Source organism: Sphingomonas sp. LY54, from assembly GCF_035594035.1.
Lineage (GTDB): Bacteria > Pseudomonadota > Alphaproteobacteria > Sphingomonadales > Sphingomonadaceae > Allosphingosinicella.
The window spans coordinates 1,133,446-1,149,211 of record NZ_CP141588.1 but is presented as its reverse complement, the minus strand read 5'-3'; the positions used below and the strand labels follow the sequence as shown (position 1 = coordinate 1,149,211).

Sequence of the window (15,766 nt, the reverse complement as noted above, 5' to 3'; positions counted from 1 at the left end):
GAGGCCTCCCTTTTTGTTGGTGCGGCGGCGAGGGGGCGATCCGCCCCCTTTGTCAGCCCAGCTTCTGGGCGACCAAGGCCTTCAGGTCCGTTTCGGGCCGTGCGCCATAATGCGAGATGACCTCGGCCGCGGCGATCGCGCCCATGCGCAGGCTGTGCTCGAGGTTGCGGCCCTGCGCCTGCCCGGCGAGGAAGCCGGCGGCGAAGAGGTCGCCCGCGCCGGTCGTGTCCACGACCTGCGCGACCGGCTCGGCCGGGACGGCGACGCGCTCGTCGCCGCGGATGGCGACGGCGCCCTTCTCGCTGCGCGTGACCACCAGGGTCTCGACTTTGGAGGCGGTTGCCGCGACGGCGCGCTCGAAGTCGGGCTCGCCGGCCAGCGCTTTGATCTCGTCCTCGTTGGCGAACAGGATGTCGACCTTGCCGCCGTCGATCAGCTGCAGGAAGCCCTCGCGGTGACGCGCGATGCAGAAGCTGTCGGAGAGCGTGAAGGCGACCTTGCGGCCGGCGCTGCGCGCGATGTCGATCGCCTTGATCATCGCCCAGCGCGGCTCCTGCGGATCCCAGAGGTAGCCTTCGAGGTAGAGGATCGCGGAGTCGCGGATCTGCTGTTCGTCGAGCGCGGTGGCGGGCAGGTGCTGCGACGCGCCGAGGAAGGTGTTCATGGTGCGCTGCGCGTCGGGCGTGACGAGGATCAGGCAACGCGCGGTCGGGACGCCGCCGTCCGAAGCCGGGGTGGCGAATTCGACGCCGAGCGCGCGGATGTCGTGGCTGAAGACCTGCCCCAGCTGGTCGTTCGCGACCTGGCCGATGAAGCCGGCGCGACCCCCCAAGGCAGCGACGCCGGCGGCAGTGTTGGCGGCCGATCCGCCGCTTGTCTCGCGGCCCGCGGACATCCGGTCGTAGAGGCGGGTGGCCTCGTCGGCGTCGATCAGCCGCATCGAACCCTTGTCGAGCTGCTCGGACGCAAGGAAGGCGTCGTCGGTGGCGGCGATCACGTCGACGATGGCGTTGCCGATGGCGAGGACGTCGAGGCGGGCTTCGGTCACGTGGGATCCTTGGGCTTCGTGGAAGATGGCTCGGCCTAGCCGCCCGGCCGCGGCGGATCAATCGTTGACGCTGCCGCCGCCTTCCGCGAAGCAGGGGCGATGACGCGCTTTTCGACTTCCGCCGCCATCCTTTCCGGCTCCCTGTTCGTCGCCGGCTGCGTCGCGCCCGTGGCCGATGCGCCGCGCCGCGTGCAGCAGGTGCCGCCGAGCTACAGTTTGATCGGTCTCGAGACGGTGATGGGCCGCACCACCCGCTATCTCGAAGGCGAGTTCGGAGAACCCGACCTGGACATACGCGAAGGCTCCGCCCGCAAGCTGCAATTTTCCGGCCCGGCCTGCGTGCTCGATGCCTATCTCTATCCGGCCGAGCGCGGCGCGGACCCGATCGTCACCCACGTCGATGCACGGCTTCCCGACGGGCGCGACATGGACCGCGCCAGCTGCGTCGCTGCGCTCCACAAGGAGCATGAGGGTCACTGATCAGACGGGTGCGGCTGCCAGCCTCCCCAAGGCCCATTGCGCGGCTTCGGCCACGACCGGATCGTCGTCGTGGACCAATCTTCGTAGCGGCTCGACCAATGCCGCGCTGCCGCTATTCCCCGCGGCGATGGCGGCGTTGCGCACCATCCGGTTGCGGCCGATCCGCTTGATCGGCGAGCCGGAAAAGACCTGGCGGAAAGCGGCGTCGTCGAGCGCGAGCAGGTCGGCAAGGGCGGGGGAGACTAGCTCCGCGCGCGGCACGAATGCCTGGTGGCGCCGCGCCGCATCGGCGAACCGGTTCCAGGGGCAGACGGCCAGGCAATCGTCGCAACCATAGATTCGATTGCCCATCGCGGCGCGGAATTCCTCCGGGATCGGGCCTTTATGTTCGATCGTGAGATAGGAGATGCAGCGTCGCGCATCGAGTCGGAACGGGGCCGGGAACGCCTTGGTCGGGCAGGCGTCCAGGCAGGCGGTGCAGCTGCCGCAATGGACGCGCGGCGGCGGCGGCGCGCTCTCCAGCTCCAGCGTGGTGTAGATCGCGCCGAGGAACAGCCAGCTGCCGTCGGCGCGGCTGACGAGATTGGTGTGCTTGCCCTGCCAGCCGAGCCCGGCGGCCTCGGCGAGCGGCTTTTCCATCACTGGAGCGGTGTCTACGAAGACCTTCAGTTCGCATCCTGCCTCGGCAACGAGCCAGCGGGCGAGCGCCTTTAGCGCCTTCTTGACCACGTCGTGATAATCCTGGCCCTGAGCATAGACCGAGATGCGGCCAACCTCGCCTTCCGCGGCGAGCGTGAGCGGATCGACGGCGGGGGCGTAGCTCATGCCGAGCGAGATCACCGACCGCACCTCGGGCCAGAGGCCGGCCGGCGAGCCGCGGCGCTCGGCCGTCTCCTCCATCCAGATCATGTCGCCGTGCGCGCCATCGTCCAGCCAGGCGCGCAGCCGCTCGGCGGTGCGCGGCGTCGCGTCGGCGGGCGCGACTCCGAAGGCGGAGAAGCCCAAGGCGCGGGCCTCCGCCTCCAGCCGTTTCAACAGGGTCGCATCGCCGGTCATCGCGGGGTGCCGCTATCACATCCAGAGCCGCAGGGGAGGCGCAATATGGTTTCCTGACCCGCGCTTCGCCAATCAGGCGGGGGCAGGGCCCTTCTGCTCCCAGAGCTCCAGTTTGATGCCGTCGCAGTCGAGAATCCAGGCGAAGCTGCCATAATCCTCGTCCTGCCGGCCCAATATCTCGATGCCCTTGCCCTGCAGTTCCTCGAGGAAGACGGTGAGATCATCGACGCGATAGTTGATCATGAACGACGAACCGCTCGGATCGAAATAGTCGGTCGTCGCCTTGAATGGCGAGGAGAGGCTGTACGGAGCCTCGTTCGGTTCCTGGCTCCACGGGAACATCGCGCCCCATTCGCCGCCTATCCCCAGATTCTCCTGATACCAGGCTCGCGTGCGCTCGGGGTCTTCGACTTTGTAGAAGATTCCGCCGAGCCCCGTGATGCGCGCCATGACCCATCTCCTTCAGGTGTCGCGCCAGTTATGCGCCGTCCGGGCCGCCTGCGCCAGCGCGTCCATCGCCGCTCGATAGGGTCCAGCGCCATGGCTGATCCGCGCGACCCCAAGCTCGGCAAGGCGGCGGGCAGGGGGCGTTCCCGGCATCGCCATCACATTGACGGGCAGCGGACTCGCCGCGCAGGCGGCGCAGATCAGGCCCTCGTCGACGAGGCCAGGCACGAACAGGCCGCTCGCTCCGGCCGCGGCATAAGCCTGCGCACGCTCCAGTGCCTGATCCACCAGTGCGCCATGCTCATTCGGCTTCGACGCCAGGAACAGATCGGTACGGGCATTGATGACGAAGGCCTCGCCGACCGCCTCGCGCATCGCGCCGATGCGGGCGCATTGCTCGTCGATCGGGTAGAGCCCGTCGCCACCGACCACGCGGTCTTCGAAATTGCAGCCGACCGCGCCGGCCTCGCGGACCCGCCGCGCGTTGGCCGCTACCGTGGCGGGATCGGAGGCGTAGCCGCCCTCGAAATCGAGCGTAACCGGCAGATCGACTGCCGCAACGATGCGGCGGAGGTTGTCGAGCGCGAGCTCGAGCGGCAGTTCCTCGCCGTCGCTGAAACCGAAGGCGGCCGCGACCGACCAACTGCCGGTCGCGATCGCCCGGGCTCCGGCGGCGCCGACGGCCTTGGCGCTGCCTGGATCCCAAGCATTGAACAGGACCACGGGATCGCCGGGCCGGTGCAGCGCGGCGAAGGCGGAGAAAAGTTCGTTCGACATCATGGCTCCCTGGATGAGGAAGCCATGATGCCGAGGCTTCGCGCCGGTGTCTTCCCGGCGCTTGCGATCAAATGGTCATGGGTTGACGCGTCGCGACGAGACGATGCGGTTGGCGCTGTCGGTAACCACTTCGAGCAATTGCCCGCTGCGGTCGCGCACCCGGCGCACGGTCTGACCGGTGCTGTTCACGGTCTGCGAAACCTGGCTGAGGCCGGCGGCGGCGAGATCGAGCAACTGGCCGTTGCGCAGCGCCGTGCCGGCGATGCTGCCGACCGTACCGACCGTGTTGTTGGCGACGCCGCCGACGGTGTTGACCGTGTTGTCGACGGTCGAGAGCAGCTGCGTCACGAGCTGGGGATTGTTGTCGAGCGTCTGCAGCGTGCGCTCGATGATCGCGCGGACGTTGTCGAGCCGGACAATCAAAGTCGCCTGCGCCTGCACGCCCTTGATGCCGATCTTGACCTGGTCGATCGAGGCATCGGCGCCCGCCGTCAGCTTCAGCAGATTGGCGAGCCGCGCGTCGAGCGCGATATGGACCTGGAGGTTGCTCACCTCGAGGTTGATCTCGTCGACCGAGAGATTGGGGATGTCGAGCACGACGTCGGGCTGGTCGCTGCCCTGCGTCGCCTGCATAGCGAGCTCGGAATTCTGGCCCGGCTGGATCTGGCGATTGCGGTTGCTCTGGGCATCCGCGGGGGCGGCGAAGGCGAACAAAGCTGTGGCCGCGACGGCGGCTGCAAGATGGCGCATGTCTGTCTCCCTGTTACGCCCTCACAACGTCATTGCCGCGGTGTGGTTGCACTCCCTTCGGGAGCGGCCGCCATGGCCGATCGTTGCGGGTCCGCAATATGCGCCTTTGCGTCCACCGTCACCTCCACGTTGCGCATCGTCTTGCGCCCGTTCGCCTTGGGCGCGCGCACATCGACGACATTCTCGCCGCTGTCGGGGCTGGTGGTGAGCGTGAGCGCAGCGTCGCCTTTCTTCTCGATCGTCAGCGATCGCGCACGGACATGCGCGTTGAGTTCGATATCCGGCGGCGATCCGGTGGCCTGGAAGAGGAGCAGGGCAAGCAGCATGGCGACTCCTCTTAATGGACGAAGCGGGCGACGACGTCCCTGTAGCTGCGGCTGACCTTCACCTGGCTGCCGCTGTCCAGCACTAGGAAGCATTCGCCGTTGGTATGCGGCTTCACCTGGCGGACGAGGTCGAGATTGACGATGCAACTGCGGTGGACGCGCTGGAAACGGCGCGGGTCGAGCCTTTTCTCCAGATCCTTCATCGTCTCGCGCAGGATGAGCGTGTTGTCGCCGGTATAGATGCACATATAATCGCCGGCGGCATCGATCTTCTCGATCGTGTCGACGTCGACGCGGAAAATCTGACCGCGGTCCTTGATGTTGATCAGCTTCTCGTAGCGGTTGGAGGCGTGGGAATCGTCGGAGCTGCTGCCCATCTCCTCCGCCGCCTCGGGCGCCACTTCGGCGAGCACTTCCTTGAGCTTGCCCGCTTCCTCGGCGCTGCGCTTCTCGGTCAGCCTCTGGCGCACGCGGTCCAGCGTGTCGGCGAGGCGCTCCTCCTCGACCGGCTTCATCAGATAATCGACCGCTTGCGCCTCGAACGCGCGGATGGCGTGGTCGCTATAGGCGGTGACGAACACGAACAAAGGCGGTTCGACTTCCATCAGCCCCTGGATCACCGAGAAGCCGTCGAAACCGGGCATCTGGATATCGAGGAAGACCAGGTCCGGCTTGTGGGTCTTGATCGCGCGGATCGCCTCGCGGCCGTTCGAGCAGGTGTCGACGATTTCGACGTCGTCGAACTTCTCGAGGCGGAGTTGCAGGCCCTGGATGGCAAGCGGTTCGTCGTCGACCAGGATCGTGCGAATGGTCATTTACTGTCCTCGGATTGGAGCTGGTATGGAATTTCGATGATAACGCTAAATCCCCCGCTTATGTTCGTTTGAGTCTCAAAACGATGTTCGGCGCCATAGGCCTGCGCCAGACGGTCGCGAATATTCGCCAGACCGACGGCGGTGGACGTTTGGCCGGGCTGCAGCGCCTGCCCGTCGGCCCCCGGACCGGTGTCGGCGACGGTGATCATCACCCGCTCGCCGATCTTCCTCGCCTCGACCGCGATCTCTGCGCCTTCCTCCTGCGGCGTCACCGCATATTTGATCGCATTCTCGACCAAAGGCTGGAGAAGAAGCGACGGCAGACGGGCGTGGGCCACGGCCGGATCGATATGGAAGCGCGGCCGCAGTCGTTCCTCGAAACGCATCTTCTCAATTTCGAGATAGAGCTTGAGCGTTTCAACCTCCTGCTCGACCGTCACCTGTGCGGTCGGCTCGTTCACCAGCGTATAGCGCAGGAAGGACGAGAGGCGCGATAGCATGGCGTTGGCCCGCTCGGTCTGCTTCAGCAAAACCAGGGTCGAGATCGAGTTCAGCGTATTGAACAGGAAGTGCGGATTGAGCTGGTAGCGCAGCATCGCGAGCTGGGCATTGCTCGCCTGGTGCTCGAGGCGCAGCAGCTGGTCGCTCTGCTGCTCCAGCAGCAGGTAATAATTGATGCCGTAATAGAGCGACGACCAGGCGGCGAGCAGCGAGAAATCGAGCAGGATCGCGCTGAAGAATTCGAGCCCCTGCGGCCGCAGTCCTGGCCGGACGAAGGTCGCGTGGCTCCAGGTCTCGATCGCCGAAAAGGAGGCCGATGCGAGCAGCACGATGACGATCGAGATCGCCCAGGTGATGATCGGCCGCATCTTGATCAGGCGGCGGTATAGAGCCGCCATCAGCAAGGTGATCGAATAGCCGGTGGCGGTCAGCAGCGCGGTGTGGACGACGAAGGTCCAGCCCATCGCATTGGCGATGCCGGACAGCGTTCGCAGCACGAAATAGCCCGCCCAGCCGACCGACTGCAGGATCCAGAAGGCGCGGTTCTTGTCGTCGAAAAAGGGTTCCTGCCGCAGCCGGAACGGCGTGCGGCGGGGGCGCGCTTCGACGCCCGGAGGCGCGGTCAGGATGAGCGGATCAGTGGCCACCGCCGTTCGCTTTAGCGGGCAAAACCACCATCGACCAGTCGCCGGCTTCGGTCACGTGCCGGGCGAGCGCGGCGCGCACGTCCTCCGCCGTCAGCCCGGCATAATCGGAGACGATCGTGCGGATGCGCTCGATCCGCTGCGGATCGGACGGCCATGCCTCCAGCGAGCTCAGCCAGTAAGCGTTGGTCTTGAGCTGGCGCTGGAGCGTGCTGACCGTCGGATTCTGGGCGCGCGCGAACTCGTCCGCCTCGGCCGCCTTGGCGGCCATGTCGGCGACGATGCGCCGAGCGATGCGGAAGAAGGTATCGACGCTTTCCGGCCGCAATTCGGAGGCCGCGTAGAAAATGCCCCAGTCCGGATATTCCTCCGCGGTGACCGAGGTCGCGCTGGGCGCGTAGCTGGCGCCTTCGACTTCGCGCAGCTCGTCGAACAGGCGCACGCCGAACATTTTGGCAGCCAGCGAGAGCGCGCGCCGCTCCTTGGTGCGGTCGACGCCGCCGAAGGTCGTCCAGCCGATCAGCGCATAGGCCTGGTCCTTGTCGCCCTGGTGGGTGAAGGTCACGGGCTTGGGATCCGGCTTGGGCGCCTGCACCCGGCGCGACGCCTCCGGAGCCGAGGTCGCCGGGCGAACGGGCAAGGCCGCGATCGTCTTCTTCATCGCGTTGACGGCGGTCTCGAGATCCACGTCGCCGACGATGATCGCTTCGACCGGGCCTTGCGCGAGCAGGGGATCGAACAAAGCCTGCACCTCGGCGAGACTGGTCGCGGCGATCTGCTCCTTCTCGGCCGGCATCCAGCGCGCGTCGCCGCCGCGCGCGAAGCCGCCGAATTCGCGGCCACCGCGCGCGGTGGCCGAGGCGAAGGCGAGATCGTAGCTTTCCAGCGCTCCGGTCTTGTAACGCGCGAACAAAGCCGGGTCCCAGCGCGGCTTGGCAAGCTTGGTGGCGAGCAGGCGGAGCTGGTCGGGGAGGTCGTTGCCGTTGGTGACGCCGCGCAGGACGAATGCATCCTCGACGATGCCGAAGCTCAAAGTCATCTTCCGGCCGGTCAGCAGACGCTCCATCGCGTCGAGATCGAGGTCGGCCAGGCCCGAAGGCCCGACGATGCTGCTGAACCAGTGCGGCACCGGCCGGTCCGCCGGCAGCCCGGACAGGCCCTCGCCGAAGCGCAGCTGCACGTTCACCCGGCCCTTCTCGAAGTCGGTCTGCTTGAAGGTGAGGGTCGATCCGTTGGCGAAGCGCACGATGGTGACGCCCATGTCGGCGATCTGCTGGCGCGAGACCTCCTTGCCCGGCTTGCCGAGCTTGGGCAGGCTGTCCATCGTCACGATCCGGTCGGCCATGCGGGTGGCTGGCGCAGTCTTCTCTGCAGTGGCGAGCGCTGTCTCGACGGCGCCTTCGGCGATCGGGGTTGGGCTGAGCTGGACCATGCGCGGGCCTTCGCCGCTGAACAGTTCGTGCATCGCCGCCTGCACCGCTTCTGGCGTCATCTGCGGGGCGAATTCGTTAAGCAGGGCGAACGAGGTAGCGGCGGTCGCGACGACGCTGTTGCCGTCGATCGCGGCGACCATCTGCTGGGCGCGCTGCGGAGACTTGACGGTCGTTTCGCCGGTGACGGCCGAGGAGGCCACCGTCTGCATGTTCTGGATCTCGCGCGCGATCTCGGCCTTGCTCGGCGGGCTGCGCAGCGCGTCGCTGATGATGGCGAAGGTCTCGGCAAGTGCCTCCTGCCATTTGCCTTCGCGCGCGGTGATCGCGGCCTGGGTCATGTCGGCGACGTCGGTCTGCCGGCTCTCGCCGACGAAGGCGCTGACATAGGCGGCCTCGCCGCGCGCCTTGGCCTCGAGCCGGCGGTTGAGGATGCGCGCGGCCAGCGTGCGCGCCATGTCGGCCTGTTCGCGGGCGCGGGTGTTGGGGTGCTCGACATAGGGGCGGAGCCAGGTGAGCGAGGCGGAATGGGGGGCGCCCGGATAGACCAAAGCGGCGGTGCGGCGCTCGACCTTGGCGATGCTGCCGTAATCGGGCTCCTGCGGGGCCGGGCCCGAGGGCTGCCAGCCGCCGAAATTCTTGGCGATCAGCTTTTCCAGCTCGGCCGGATCGGCATCGCCGACGACGATCACGGTGGCGCGGTCCGGCCGGTACCAGCGCTCGTAGAAGGCGCGCAGGCCGGCGGCATCGGCGGCTTTCAGCGTGGCCTCGGTGCCGATCGGATCGCGCTGGCCGAGGCGGAGGCCGGCATAGACCAGCGGCCAGCTCGCTTCCTGGAAGCGGTTGGCGAGTTCCGGACGACGGCCTTTCTCGGCGAGTACGATCTTGCGCTCGGCGTCGACCGCGGCCGGATCGAACAGGGCGCTGTCGACCATTTCGGAGATGACGCGGAGGCTGAGATCGACTTCGGAAGCGTCGGCGTCCGGCAAATCGAGCTGGTAGACGGTCTGGGTGGGGGTGGTCGAAGCGTTGGTGTCGCTGCCGAAGCTCGCGCCCAGTTTCTGCCAGATGTGCCGCGCCTCGCGATCGGCGAAGCCCTTGGTGCCGCGGAACGCCATATGCTCGACGAGATGGGCCCAGCCGCGCTCCTGGTCGGCCTCGTGCATCGATCCGGCGTCGATGCGGACGCGGATCGAGACCTGCTCGGCCGGCAGCGCGTTGCGCCGGACCGCATAGCGCAGGCCGTTGGGCAGGGTGCCGAAGGTCCAGGCGGGATCGGCCGGGATGTCGCTGCCGCGATAGAACCAGCTGCCGTCGCCGATCGCGGCGTGGAGCGGACCGGCGGCGAGGAGAAGCAGGGCGAGGAGGCAGCGGCGGAGGAAGGTCATGGGGCTCCTAGCTAGTGGGCACGGGCCGCTTTGCAAACGGCCAACTGCCATCGCGCTCAATGGCTTGCCCGCGGATGAACGGCCCCGACGGGCGGCAGGTGTTGCGGACTCTCCCGATTGACTCCGTCCGGGCACCGGGAACATAAAGAGAACAAGTGAGTCTTACGGAGTCGTCATGTCCTCTCTTTCGCCAGCCCGGATCGCGCGTCTCGCCGCCTTGCGGGCGGAGGTGCGCGCGCTCGAATCGTCGGCGCCGGCGGAGACGCGTCCATGCCTTCCGTTCGGCGTCGAGTCGATCGACCGCCGGCTCGACGGCGGCGGGCTAGCGACCGCGGCCTTGCACGAAATGGTCGGCGCCCGCCCCGGCCTTTCGGACGATGCCGCCGCCACCTTGTTCGTCGCCGGTATCGCCGCCCGCCGCCCCGGCCCGATCCTGTGGGCGCTCGCCCGGCGAGACCTGTTCGCGCCCGGTCTTGCCGCCGGCGGCCTCGCGCCCGATCGCGTCCTCTATGCCGAGGCTGGGAGCGACGAGGACGTGCTGGCGGTGATGGAGGAGGGGTTGCGCCATGGCGGCCTCGGCGCGGTGATCGGCGAAGTCGCGCGCGTGACCATGGCTTCCACCCGCCGGCTCCAGCTCGCCGCCGAGGAGAGCGGCACCACCGCCTTGATGCTCAAGCGCTGGCGGAAAGCCGGCGAGGACCCGCTCGCCATCCCGTCCGCCGCCGTCACCCGATGGCGCATCGCCTGCGCCCCCTCGGTCGATCTGCTCGTCGAAGGCGTCGGCCGGCCGCGCTGGCGCCTCGAACTCGCCCGCCAGCGCGGCGGCGAGCCCCACAACTGGATCATGGAGGGCAATGATGCCGAGGGTCGCCTCGCTCTACCTGCCGAACCTGCCCATCGACCGGTTGCGCCGGCTCGACGGAGCGAGGGCCGGCAAGCAGCCTGATCCGGTCCGCGCGCCGGCGCCATTGCTGAACGCGGCGGAGGGCGAGGCGAAGATCGGAGCCCGCATCGGCGATTGCTCCTGTCCGCGCGGCGGCGGTTGGCGTCCCGGCGCCCGCTGGGCGCGGGGCGAGAAAGTGCAGGCCGAGATCGCCGCCCTGCCATCCCATCAACATCCTCCGATGCGTGAGCTTGGCCGCCGCACCGAAGGAGCGCCTGTGGTCTTTCGCCAGTCTCGGTCACGACCTCTGCGAGGCGGGATAGGCCCGGAGCAAGGTGCGGCTCCGATGGTGACGACACATCGTCTCGGCCAGCGCGTCGTCATCGCCGCCGCTTCGCCGGAGGCGCAGGCGATCGGCATCGAGCCGGGCATGCCGCTGACTCAGGCGCGGGTGACCACTCCCGGCCTCGACGTCCGCGACGCCGAGCCGGAAGCGGATGCCGCATGGCTGATGCGCCTGGCGCTGTTCGCGGCGCGCCGCTGGACGCCGCGGGCCGCCGTTGCCGGGACGGACGGGCTGGTGCTCGATCTCACCGGCGTCACCCATTTGTTCGGCGGCGAGCGCGCAATGTGCGTGCGCATCTTGCGCTTCTGCGCCCGACTGGGGCTGACCGCGCGAATTGCGATCGCCGAGAGCCATGCCGCTGCCTGGGCCCTGGCCCGCCATGGCGGCGAGCGGATCCTGCTTTGCCCGACCGGGGAGACGGAAGTGGCCCTTGCCCTTCTGCCGCTGGCGGCGTTGCGCGTCGGCGAAGATGTGATCGCGCCTGCGCGCAGGCTGGGCATCGAGCGGGTCGGCGACGTCATGGCCATGCCCGCCGCGCCGCTGGCGCGTCGCTTCGGCCAGGAACTGCTCACGCGCCTCCACCAGGCATTGGGCCGTGCTGCCGAGGCATTCGAGCCGATCGTGCCGTCGGAGCCGCCCGAAGCCTTGCTTCGCCTGCTCGAGCCGATCGTCACCGCCGAGGCGATCGGCCAGGTGCTTTCCGACTTGTTGGCGGTCCTGGTGCGGACGCTGGAGGAGCAAGGGCTGGCGGCGCGGATGCTGACGCTTGTCTGCCTGCGGGTCGACGGCAGCGAGCAGAGCCTGACGGTCGGCACTGCCCGCGCCACCCGCGATGGAGCGCATCTGCTCCGGCTCTTCCAGATGAAAATCGAGACGATCGATCCTGGCTACGGGATCGAGGCGATGCGTCTCGTCGCCCGGCGCTGCGAACCGCTCGGGCCGCAGGCCTTGGCCGCAACGCTCGACGACACGGATGCGCTGCCCGATCTCGTGCCGCTGATTGATCGCCTTGCCGGCCGTCTCGGCCAGCGCCGGCTCTATCGCTACGGCGCGATCGAAAGCGACGTCCCGGAACGCAGCGTCTCCCGCATTGCCCCGCTGGACGCCGTGCAGGATTGGCCGCGCTGGCCGCGCCCCGTCCGCTTCCTGTCTCCGGCCGAACGGGTCGAGAATGTCGTCGCTTTGCTTCCGGACGGGCCGCCGCGGCGCTTCACCTGGCGCGGCAAACCGCATCTCGTCCGCCGCGCCGACGGGCCCGAACGCATCTACGGCGAATGGTGGAAGCGCGGCGGCGAGCAGGAGGCGGTGCGCGATTATTTCCAGGTCGAGGACGAGGAAGGGCGCCGCTTCTGGCTTTACCGCCGCGGCGATGCCGCGGACGGCCGCACCGGCGATCTCAGCTGGCATCTGCAGGGGATGTTCGGATGAGCGGGTTAAAGACGCGCGTCGATCGTGCCGACATGCCCTTCCGCACCGTAAGCGATGATCTGATGATCGGCGGTCAACAACGGACAGTCGAGCGTCCGCGCCGTCGCAATGATGAGACGATCGGCCGGATCCGCGGGGCGGGGCAATGACGGTCTATGTCGAGCTCGAGGTTTCGAGCCATTTCAGCTTTTTGCGAGGGGCTTCGAGCGCGGAGGAGTTGTTCTCGACCGCCGCCCATCTCAGCATCGGCGCGCTCGGCATCGTCGACCGCAATTCGGTGGCGGGCATGGTGCGTTGCTGGGAAGCGGCGAAGGCAACCGGCGTCCGGCTCGTGCCGGGATGCCGGATCGATCTCGTTTCGGGCGACAGCCTGCTTCTCTACCCTCAGGACCGGCGAGCCTGGTCGCGGCTGACGCGGCTGCTGTCGGCGGGACGGCCGCTCGCGCGGGTCGAAGGCAAGTGGCTCGGCAAAAGCGAGTGCCGCCTCGACTGGGATGACGTCGCCCGATGGAGCGAGGGGATGATCGCGGCGCTGGTCGCGGAGGATGCGGACCAACGGACGGGCGAAGCCTTGGCCCGGCTGCGTGGCCTGTTTGGCGACCGGGCTTATGCCGCCATCTCCTACCGCCGCCGCCCGGGCGACGTGGCCCGGATCGACACGCTCGATCGGATGGCGCGAGCGGCCGGGGTGGCGCCGCTCGCCACCGGCGACGTCCTCTATCACGCGCCCGAACGGCGCATGCTGCAGGACGTGCTCACCGCCACCCGCCACAATTGCACGATCGACGATCTCGGCTTTCGTCGCGAGCGTTATGCCGACCGTCACCTGAAAAGCGCGGCCGAGATGGAACGCCTGTTCCAGCGCTGGCCGCATATGATCGCGGCGAGCCGCGAGATCGTCGCGCGCTGTCGTTTCGACCTTGGGGATCTATCCTACCAATATCCGAGCGAGGCCGAAGACGGGCAGAGCCCCCAGGCGACGCTCGAGGAGAGGGTGCGGGCTGCTGCTGCCAAGACCTTTCCGGACGGTCTACCGCCGCCTTACGAGAAGCAGCTTCGCCACGAGCTCGCCCTGATCGAGCGGCTGCGCTATGCGCCCTATTTCCTCACCGTCCATGCGATCGTCGAATATGCGCGCTCAAAGCATATTCTCTGCCAGGGACGGGGATCGGCCGCCAATTCGGTGGTCTGCTTCCTGCTCGGAATCACCTCGATCGATCCGATCAAGCATGAGCTTCTATTCGAGCGTTTCGTATCGGGCGAGCGCAACGAACCGCCCGATATCGATGTCGATTTCGAACATGAGCGGCGTGAGGAGGTGATCCAGTGGATCTACGAACATTATGGCCGCGAGCGGGCGGCGCTGACTGCTGTCGTCACCCGCTACCGCGCGCGCGGCGCGGTGCGAGACGTCGGCAAAGCCCTGGGCCTCTCTGAGGATGTCACCGGCGCGCTCGCCGGGCAGATCTGGGGCTGGTCGAGCGAAGGGGTGAATGAGCGCCACGTCGAAGAGCTCAACCTCGACCGGTCCGAACCGCGCCTCGCGCTGACGCTGCAGCTCGCGCGTGAGCTGATCGGCACGCCGCGCCATTTGTCCCAGCATCCCGGCGGGTTCGTGCTGACCCAGGACCGGCTCGACGATCTCGTCCCGATCGCGCCAGCGACGATGGAGGATCGCCGCGTCATCGAATGGGACAAAGACGATATCGACGCGCTGAAGTTCATGAAGGTCGACGTGCTCGGCCTCGGCATGCTGGGATGCATGCGCCGCGCCTTCGACCTGCTCGACGCCCACAAGGGGCTGCGGCTCACGCTCGCCTCCGATCAGATGCAGGAGGACGATCCGCTCGTCTACGACATGATCTGCAAGGCCGACACTTTGGGCGTGTTCCAGATAGAGAGCCGCGCCCAGATGTCGATGCTGCCGCGGCTGAAGCCGAGGGAATTTTACGACATCGTCATCCAGGTCGCGATCGTGCGGCCGGGGCCGATCCAGGGCGACATGGTCCATCCCTATCTCCGCCGGCGCGAAGGGAAGGAGAAAGAGGATTATCCGTCGGACGAATTGCGCGCCGTGCTGCAGAAGACGAAGGGCGTGCCGCTCTTCCAGGAACAGGCGATGAAGGTCGCGATCGTCGGCGCCGGCTTCACGCCGGCCGAGGCGGACGGCCTGCGCCGCTCGATGGCGACGTTCAAATATACCGGCGGCGTCGGCGCCTTCCGCGACAAGCTCGTCAACGGCATGCTCGCCAACGGCTATACGCAGGACTTCGCCGAGCGGACCTTCAGGCAGATCGAGGGGTTCGGCAGCTACGGCTTTCCGGAGAGCCACGCCGCCAGCTTCGCCAAGATCGCCTACGCATCGTCCTGGATGAAGTGCCATCATCCCGACATCTTCTGCGCGGCCCTGCTCAACGCCCAGCCGATGGGCTTCTATGCGCCCGCCCAGATCGTGCGCGATGCACGCGACCACGGCGTCGAGGTGCGGCCGGTCTGCGTCAACCAAAGCCTTTGGGACTGCACGTTGGAGGGCTCGGTGCCTACCGACGGTAAGGCGCTGATCCCGTTGAGGCTGGGAATGCGCATGGTGTCCGGCCTCAGCGAGGCCGATGTCGATCGCATCCTCGCCGCGCGCGCCGCGGGCCCGTTCGCTTCGGTCGAGGACGTCTGGCGCCGTTCGGGCGTGCCGCGCGCAGCGCTGGAGCGGATCGCCAATGCCGACGGCTTTCAGGGTCTCGGCTTCAGCCGGCGGCAAGCCTTGTGGCAGGTGCGCGGCCTACGGGATGTCGAACTGCCCTTGTTCGCCGCCGCTCGATTGCGGGAATCGGAGCGCGAACCGGCGGTATCGCTGCGGCCGATGACCGAGGGCCGGGAGGTGGTCGAGGATTATCGCCACACCCAGCTCTCGCTGCGCGATCATCCGCTCGCCTTCCTGCGCGGCGAGCTGGAGGCGATGCGGGTCCTGCCCTGCGCCGCACTCGCCGGCATCAAGGACGGCCGCAAGGTCGAAGTCGCCGGCATCATCCTGGTTCGCCAGCGGCCGGGCAAGGGCAACGTCACCTTCATCACCATCGAGGACGAGACCGGCATCGCCAACATCATATTGTGGCAGCGCAATTTCGAGGCGCAGCGGCGGGTGGTGATGGCGTCGGCGATGATATCGGTGAAGGGGACGCTGCAGCGCGAGGGCGACGTCATCCACGTCATCGCCGACCGGCTTGAGGACAGGACGCCGATGCTCCGCCGCGTCGGCGACATGGATTTCACGCATCGCACCGGCCGCGGTGACGGCGCCACCCATGGCGGCGGGCCGGACCGGGGAGAGGGCGGCAGGCCGCGCCCGCGGCAAGACACCCACGCATTGCTTTCCGCCCGCCCCGATCCTGAAAACGTCATCCCGATCAAGAGCCGCGATTTCCACTGACGGCCAGCGCCCGCGTCCAAGCC

Annotated in this window: 14 protein-coding genes; 4 read left to right on the top strand and 10 right to left on the bottom strand. The window is 67.7% G+C overall.

What is annotated here, in order from left to right:
• Window positions 1-52 precede the first annotated feature (52 nt).
• A complete protein-coding gene (locus SH591_RS05855; RefSeq protein WP_324750922.1) occupies window positions 53-1,048 on the bottom strand; it encodes an adenosine kinase in 996 nt (331 codons plus the stop codon).
• A gap of 99 nt (window positions 1,049-1,147) precedes the next feature.
• Here SH591_RS05855 and SH591_RS05850 point away from each other — a divergent pair, with 99 nt between their 5' ends.
• Complete coding sequence (locus SH591_RS05850; protein WP_324750921.1) at window positions 1,148-1,528, top strand: hypothetical protein; 381 nt, start codon at window positions 1,148-1,150, stop codon at window positions 1,526-1,528.
• Here the strand turns inward: SH591_RS05850 and queG are convergent, their stop codons facing one another.
• The 8 genes from queG to SH591_RS05810 all read right to left on the bottom strand — a co-directional run bounded on the left by queG (window position 1,529) and on the right by SH591_RS05810 (window position 9,662).
• Window positions 1,529-2,584, bottom strand: coding sequence for a tRNA epoxyqueuosine(34) reductase QueG (gene queG, locus SH591_RS05845; RefSeq protein ID WP_324750920.1), 1,056 nt, complete (start codon window positions 2,582-2,584; stop codon window positions 1,529-1,531).
• 72 nt (window positions 2,585-2,656) lie between these two features.
• A complete protein-coding gene (locus SH591_RS05840; protein ID WP_324750919.1) occupies window positions 2,657-3,034 on the bottom strand; it encodes a VOC family protein in 378 nt (125 codons plus the stop codon).
• A 12-nt stretch (window positions 3,035-3,046) separates the two neighbouring features.
• Window positions 3,047-3,811, bottom strand: a complete 765-nt coding sequence (locus tag SH591_RS05835) for an isocitrate lyase/PEP mutase family protein (protein WP_324750917.1) — start codon at window positions 3,809-3,811, stop codon at window positions 3,047-3,049.
• A gap of 72 nt (window positions 3,812-3,883) precedes the next feature.
• Complete coding sequence (locus SH591_RS05830) at window positions 3,884-4,558, bottom strand: hypothetical protein (protein ID WP_324750916.1); 675 nt, start codon at window positions 4,556-4,558, stop codon at window positions 3,884-3,886.
• Window positions 4,559-4,587: 29 nt separating this feature from the next.
• Window positions 4,588-4,884, bottom strand: coding sequence for a hypothetical protein (locus SH591_RS05825; RefSeq protein ID WP_324750915.1), 297 nt, complete (start codon window positions 4,882-4,884; stop codon window positions 4,588-4,590).
• An 11-nt stretch (window positions 4,885-4,895) separates the two neighbouring features.
• Entirely contained in the window at window positions 4,896-5,699 is an 804-nt protein-coding gene (locus SH591_RS05820; protein WP_322831985.1) for a LytR/AlgR family response regulator transcription factor, read from the bottom strand.
• The gene (locus SH591_RS05815; RefSeq protein ID WP_322832318.1) at window positions 5,696-6,775 is read right to left on the bottom strand and encodes a sensor histidine kinase; all 1,080 of its coding nucleotides are present in this window, start codon (window positions 6,773-6,775) and stop codon (window positions 5,696-5,698) included. Before SH591_RS05815 ends, SH591_RS05820 begins: the two co-directional genes overlap by 4 nt.
• 61 nt (window positions 6,776-6,836) lie before the next feature.
• Entirely contained in the window at window positions 6,837-9,662 is a 2,826-nt protein-coding gene (locus tag SH591_RS05810; RefSeq protein WP_324750914.1) for a M16 family metallopeptidase, read from the bottom strand.
• Window positions 9,663-9,837: 175 nt separating this feature from the next.
• Here SH591_RS05810 and SH591_RS05805 point away from each other — a divergent pair, with 175 nt between their 5' ends.
• Both SH591_RS05805 and SH591_RS05800 read left to right on the top strand, forming a co-directional pair.
• Window positions 9,838-10,608 carry an ImuA family protein gene (locus tag SH591_RS05805; RefSeq protein ID WP_322831983.1) on the top strand — a complete coding sequence of 257 codons (771 nt, stop codon included), beginning with the start codon at window positions 9,838-9,840 and terminating at the stop codon, window positions 10,606-10,608.
• Between the two features lie 283 nt (window positions 10,609-10,891).
• Entirely contained in the window at window positions 10,892-12,319 is a 1,428-nt protein-coding gene (locus tag SH591_RS05800; RefSeq protein ID WP_324750913.1) for a DUF6504 family protein, read from the top strand.
• Between the two features lie 5 nt (window positions 12,320-12,324).
• Here the strand turns inward: SH591_RS05800 and SH591_RS05795 are convergent, their stop codons facing one another.
• On the bottom strand, window positions 12,325-12,465 hold the full coding sequence (locus SH591_RS05795; RefSeq protein WP_322831982.1) for a PIN domain-containing protein: 141 nt from the start codon (window positions 12,463-12,465) through the stop codon (window positions 12,325-12,327).
• Here SH591_RS05795 and SH591_RS05790 point away from each other — a divergent pair.
• Complete coding sequence (locus SH591_RS05790) at window positions 12,465-15,743, top strand: error-prone DNA polymerase (RefSeq protein ID WP_324750912.1); 3,279 nt, start codon at window positions 12,465-12,467, stop codon at window positions 15,741-15,743. The two genes, SH591_RS05795 and SH591_RS05790, sit on opposite strands and share 1 nt — an antisense overlap.
• Window positions 15,744-15,766 lie beyond the last annotated feature (23 nt).

Coding starts and splice junctions, on each gene's coding strand:
- SH591_RS05850 (WP_324750921.1), top strand. CDS start 1,148: ATGACGCGCTTTTCGACTTCCGCCGCCATCCTTTCCGGCTCCCTGTTC.
- queG (WP_324750920.1), bottom strand. CDS start 2,584: ATGACCGGCGATGCGACCCTGTTGAAACGGCTGGAGGCGGAGGCCCGC.
- SH591_RS05840 (WP_324750919.1), bottom strand. CDS start 3,034: ATGGCGCGCATCACGGGGCTCGGCGGAATCTTCTACAAAGTCGAAGAC.
- SH591_RS05835 (WP_324750917.1), bottom strand. CDS start 3,811: ATGATGTCGAACGAACTTTTCTCCGCCTTCGCCGCGCTGCACCGGCCC.
- SH591_RS05830 (WP_324750916.1), bottom strand. CDS start 4,558: ATGCGCCATCTTGCAGCCGCCGTCGCGGCCACAGCTTTGTTCGCCTTC.
- SH591_RS05825 (WP_324750915.1), bottom strand. CDS start 4,884: ATGCTGCTTGCCCTGCTCCTCTTCCAGGCCACCGGATCGCCGCCGGAT.
- SH591_RS05820 (WP_322831985.1), bottom strand. CDS start 5,699: ATGACCATTCGCACGATCCTGGTCGACGACGAACCGCTTGCCATCCAG.
- SH591_RS05810 (WP_324750914.1), bottom strand. CDS start 9,662: ATGACCTTCCTCCGCCGCTGCCTCCTCGCCCTGCTTCTCCTCGCCGCC.
- SH591_RS05805 (WP_322831983.1), top strand. CDS start 9,838: ATGTCCTCTCTTTCGCCAGCCCGGATCGCGCGTCTCGCCGCCTTGCGG.
- SH591_RS05800 (WP_324750913.1), top strand. CDS start 10,892: ATGGTGACGACACATCGTCTCGGCCAGCGCGTCGTCATCGCCGCCGCT.
- SH591_RS05790 (WP_324750912.1), top strand. CDS start 12,465: ATGACGGTCTATGTCGAGCTCGAGGTTTCGAGCCATTTCAGCTTTTTG.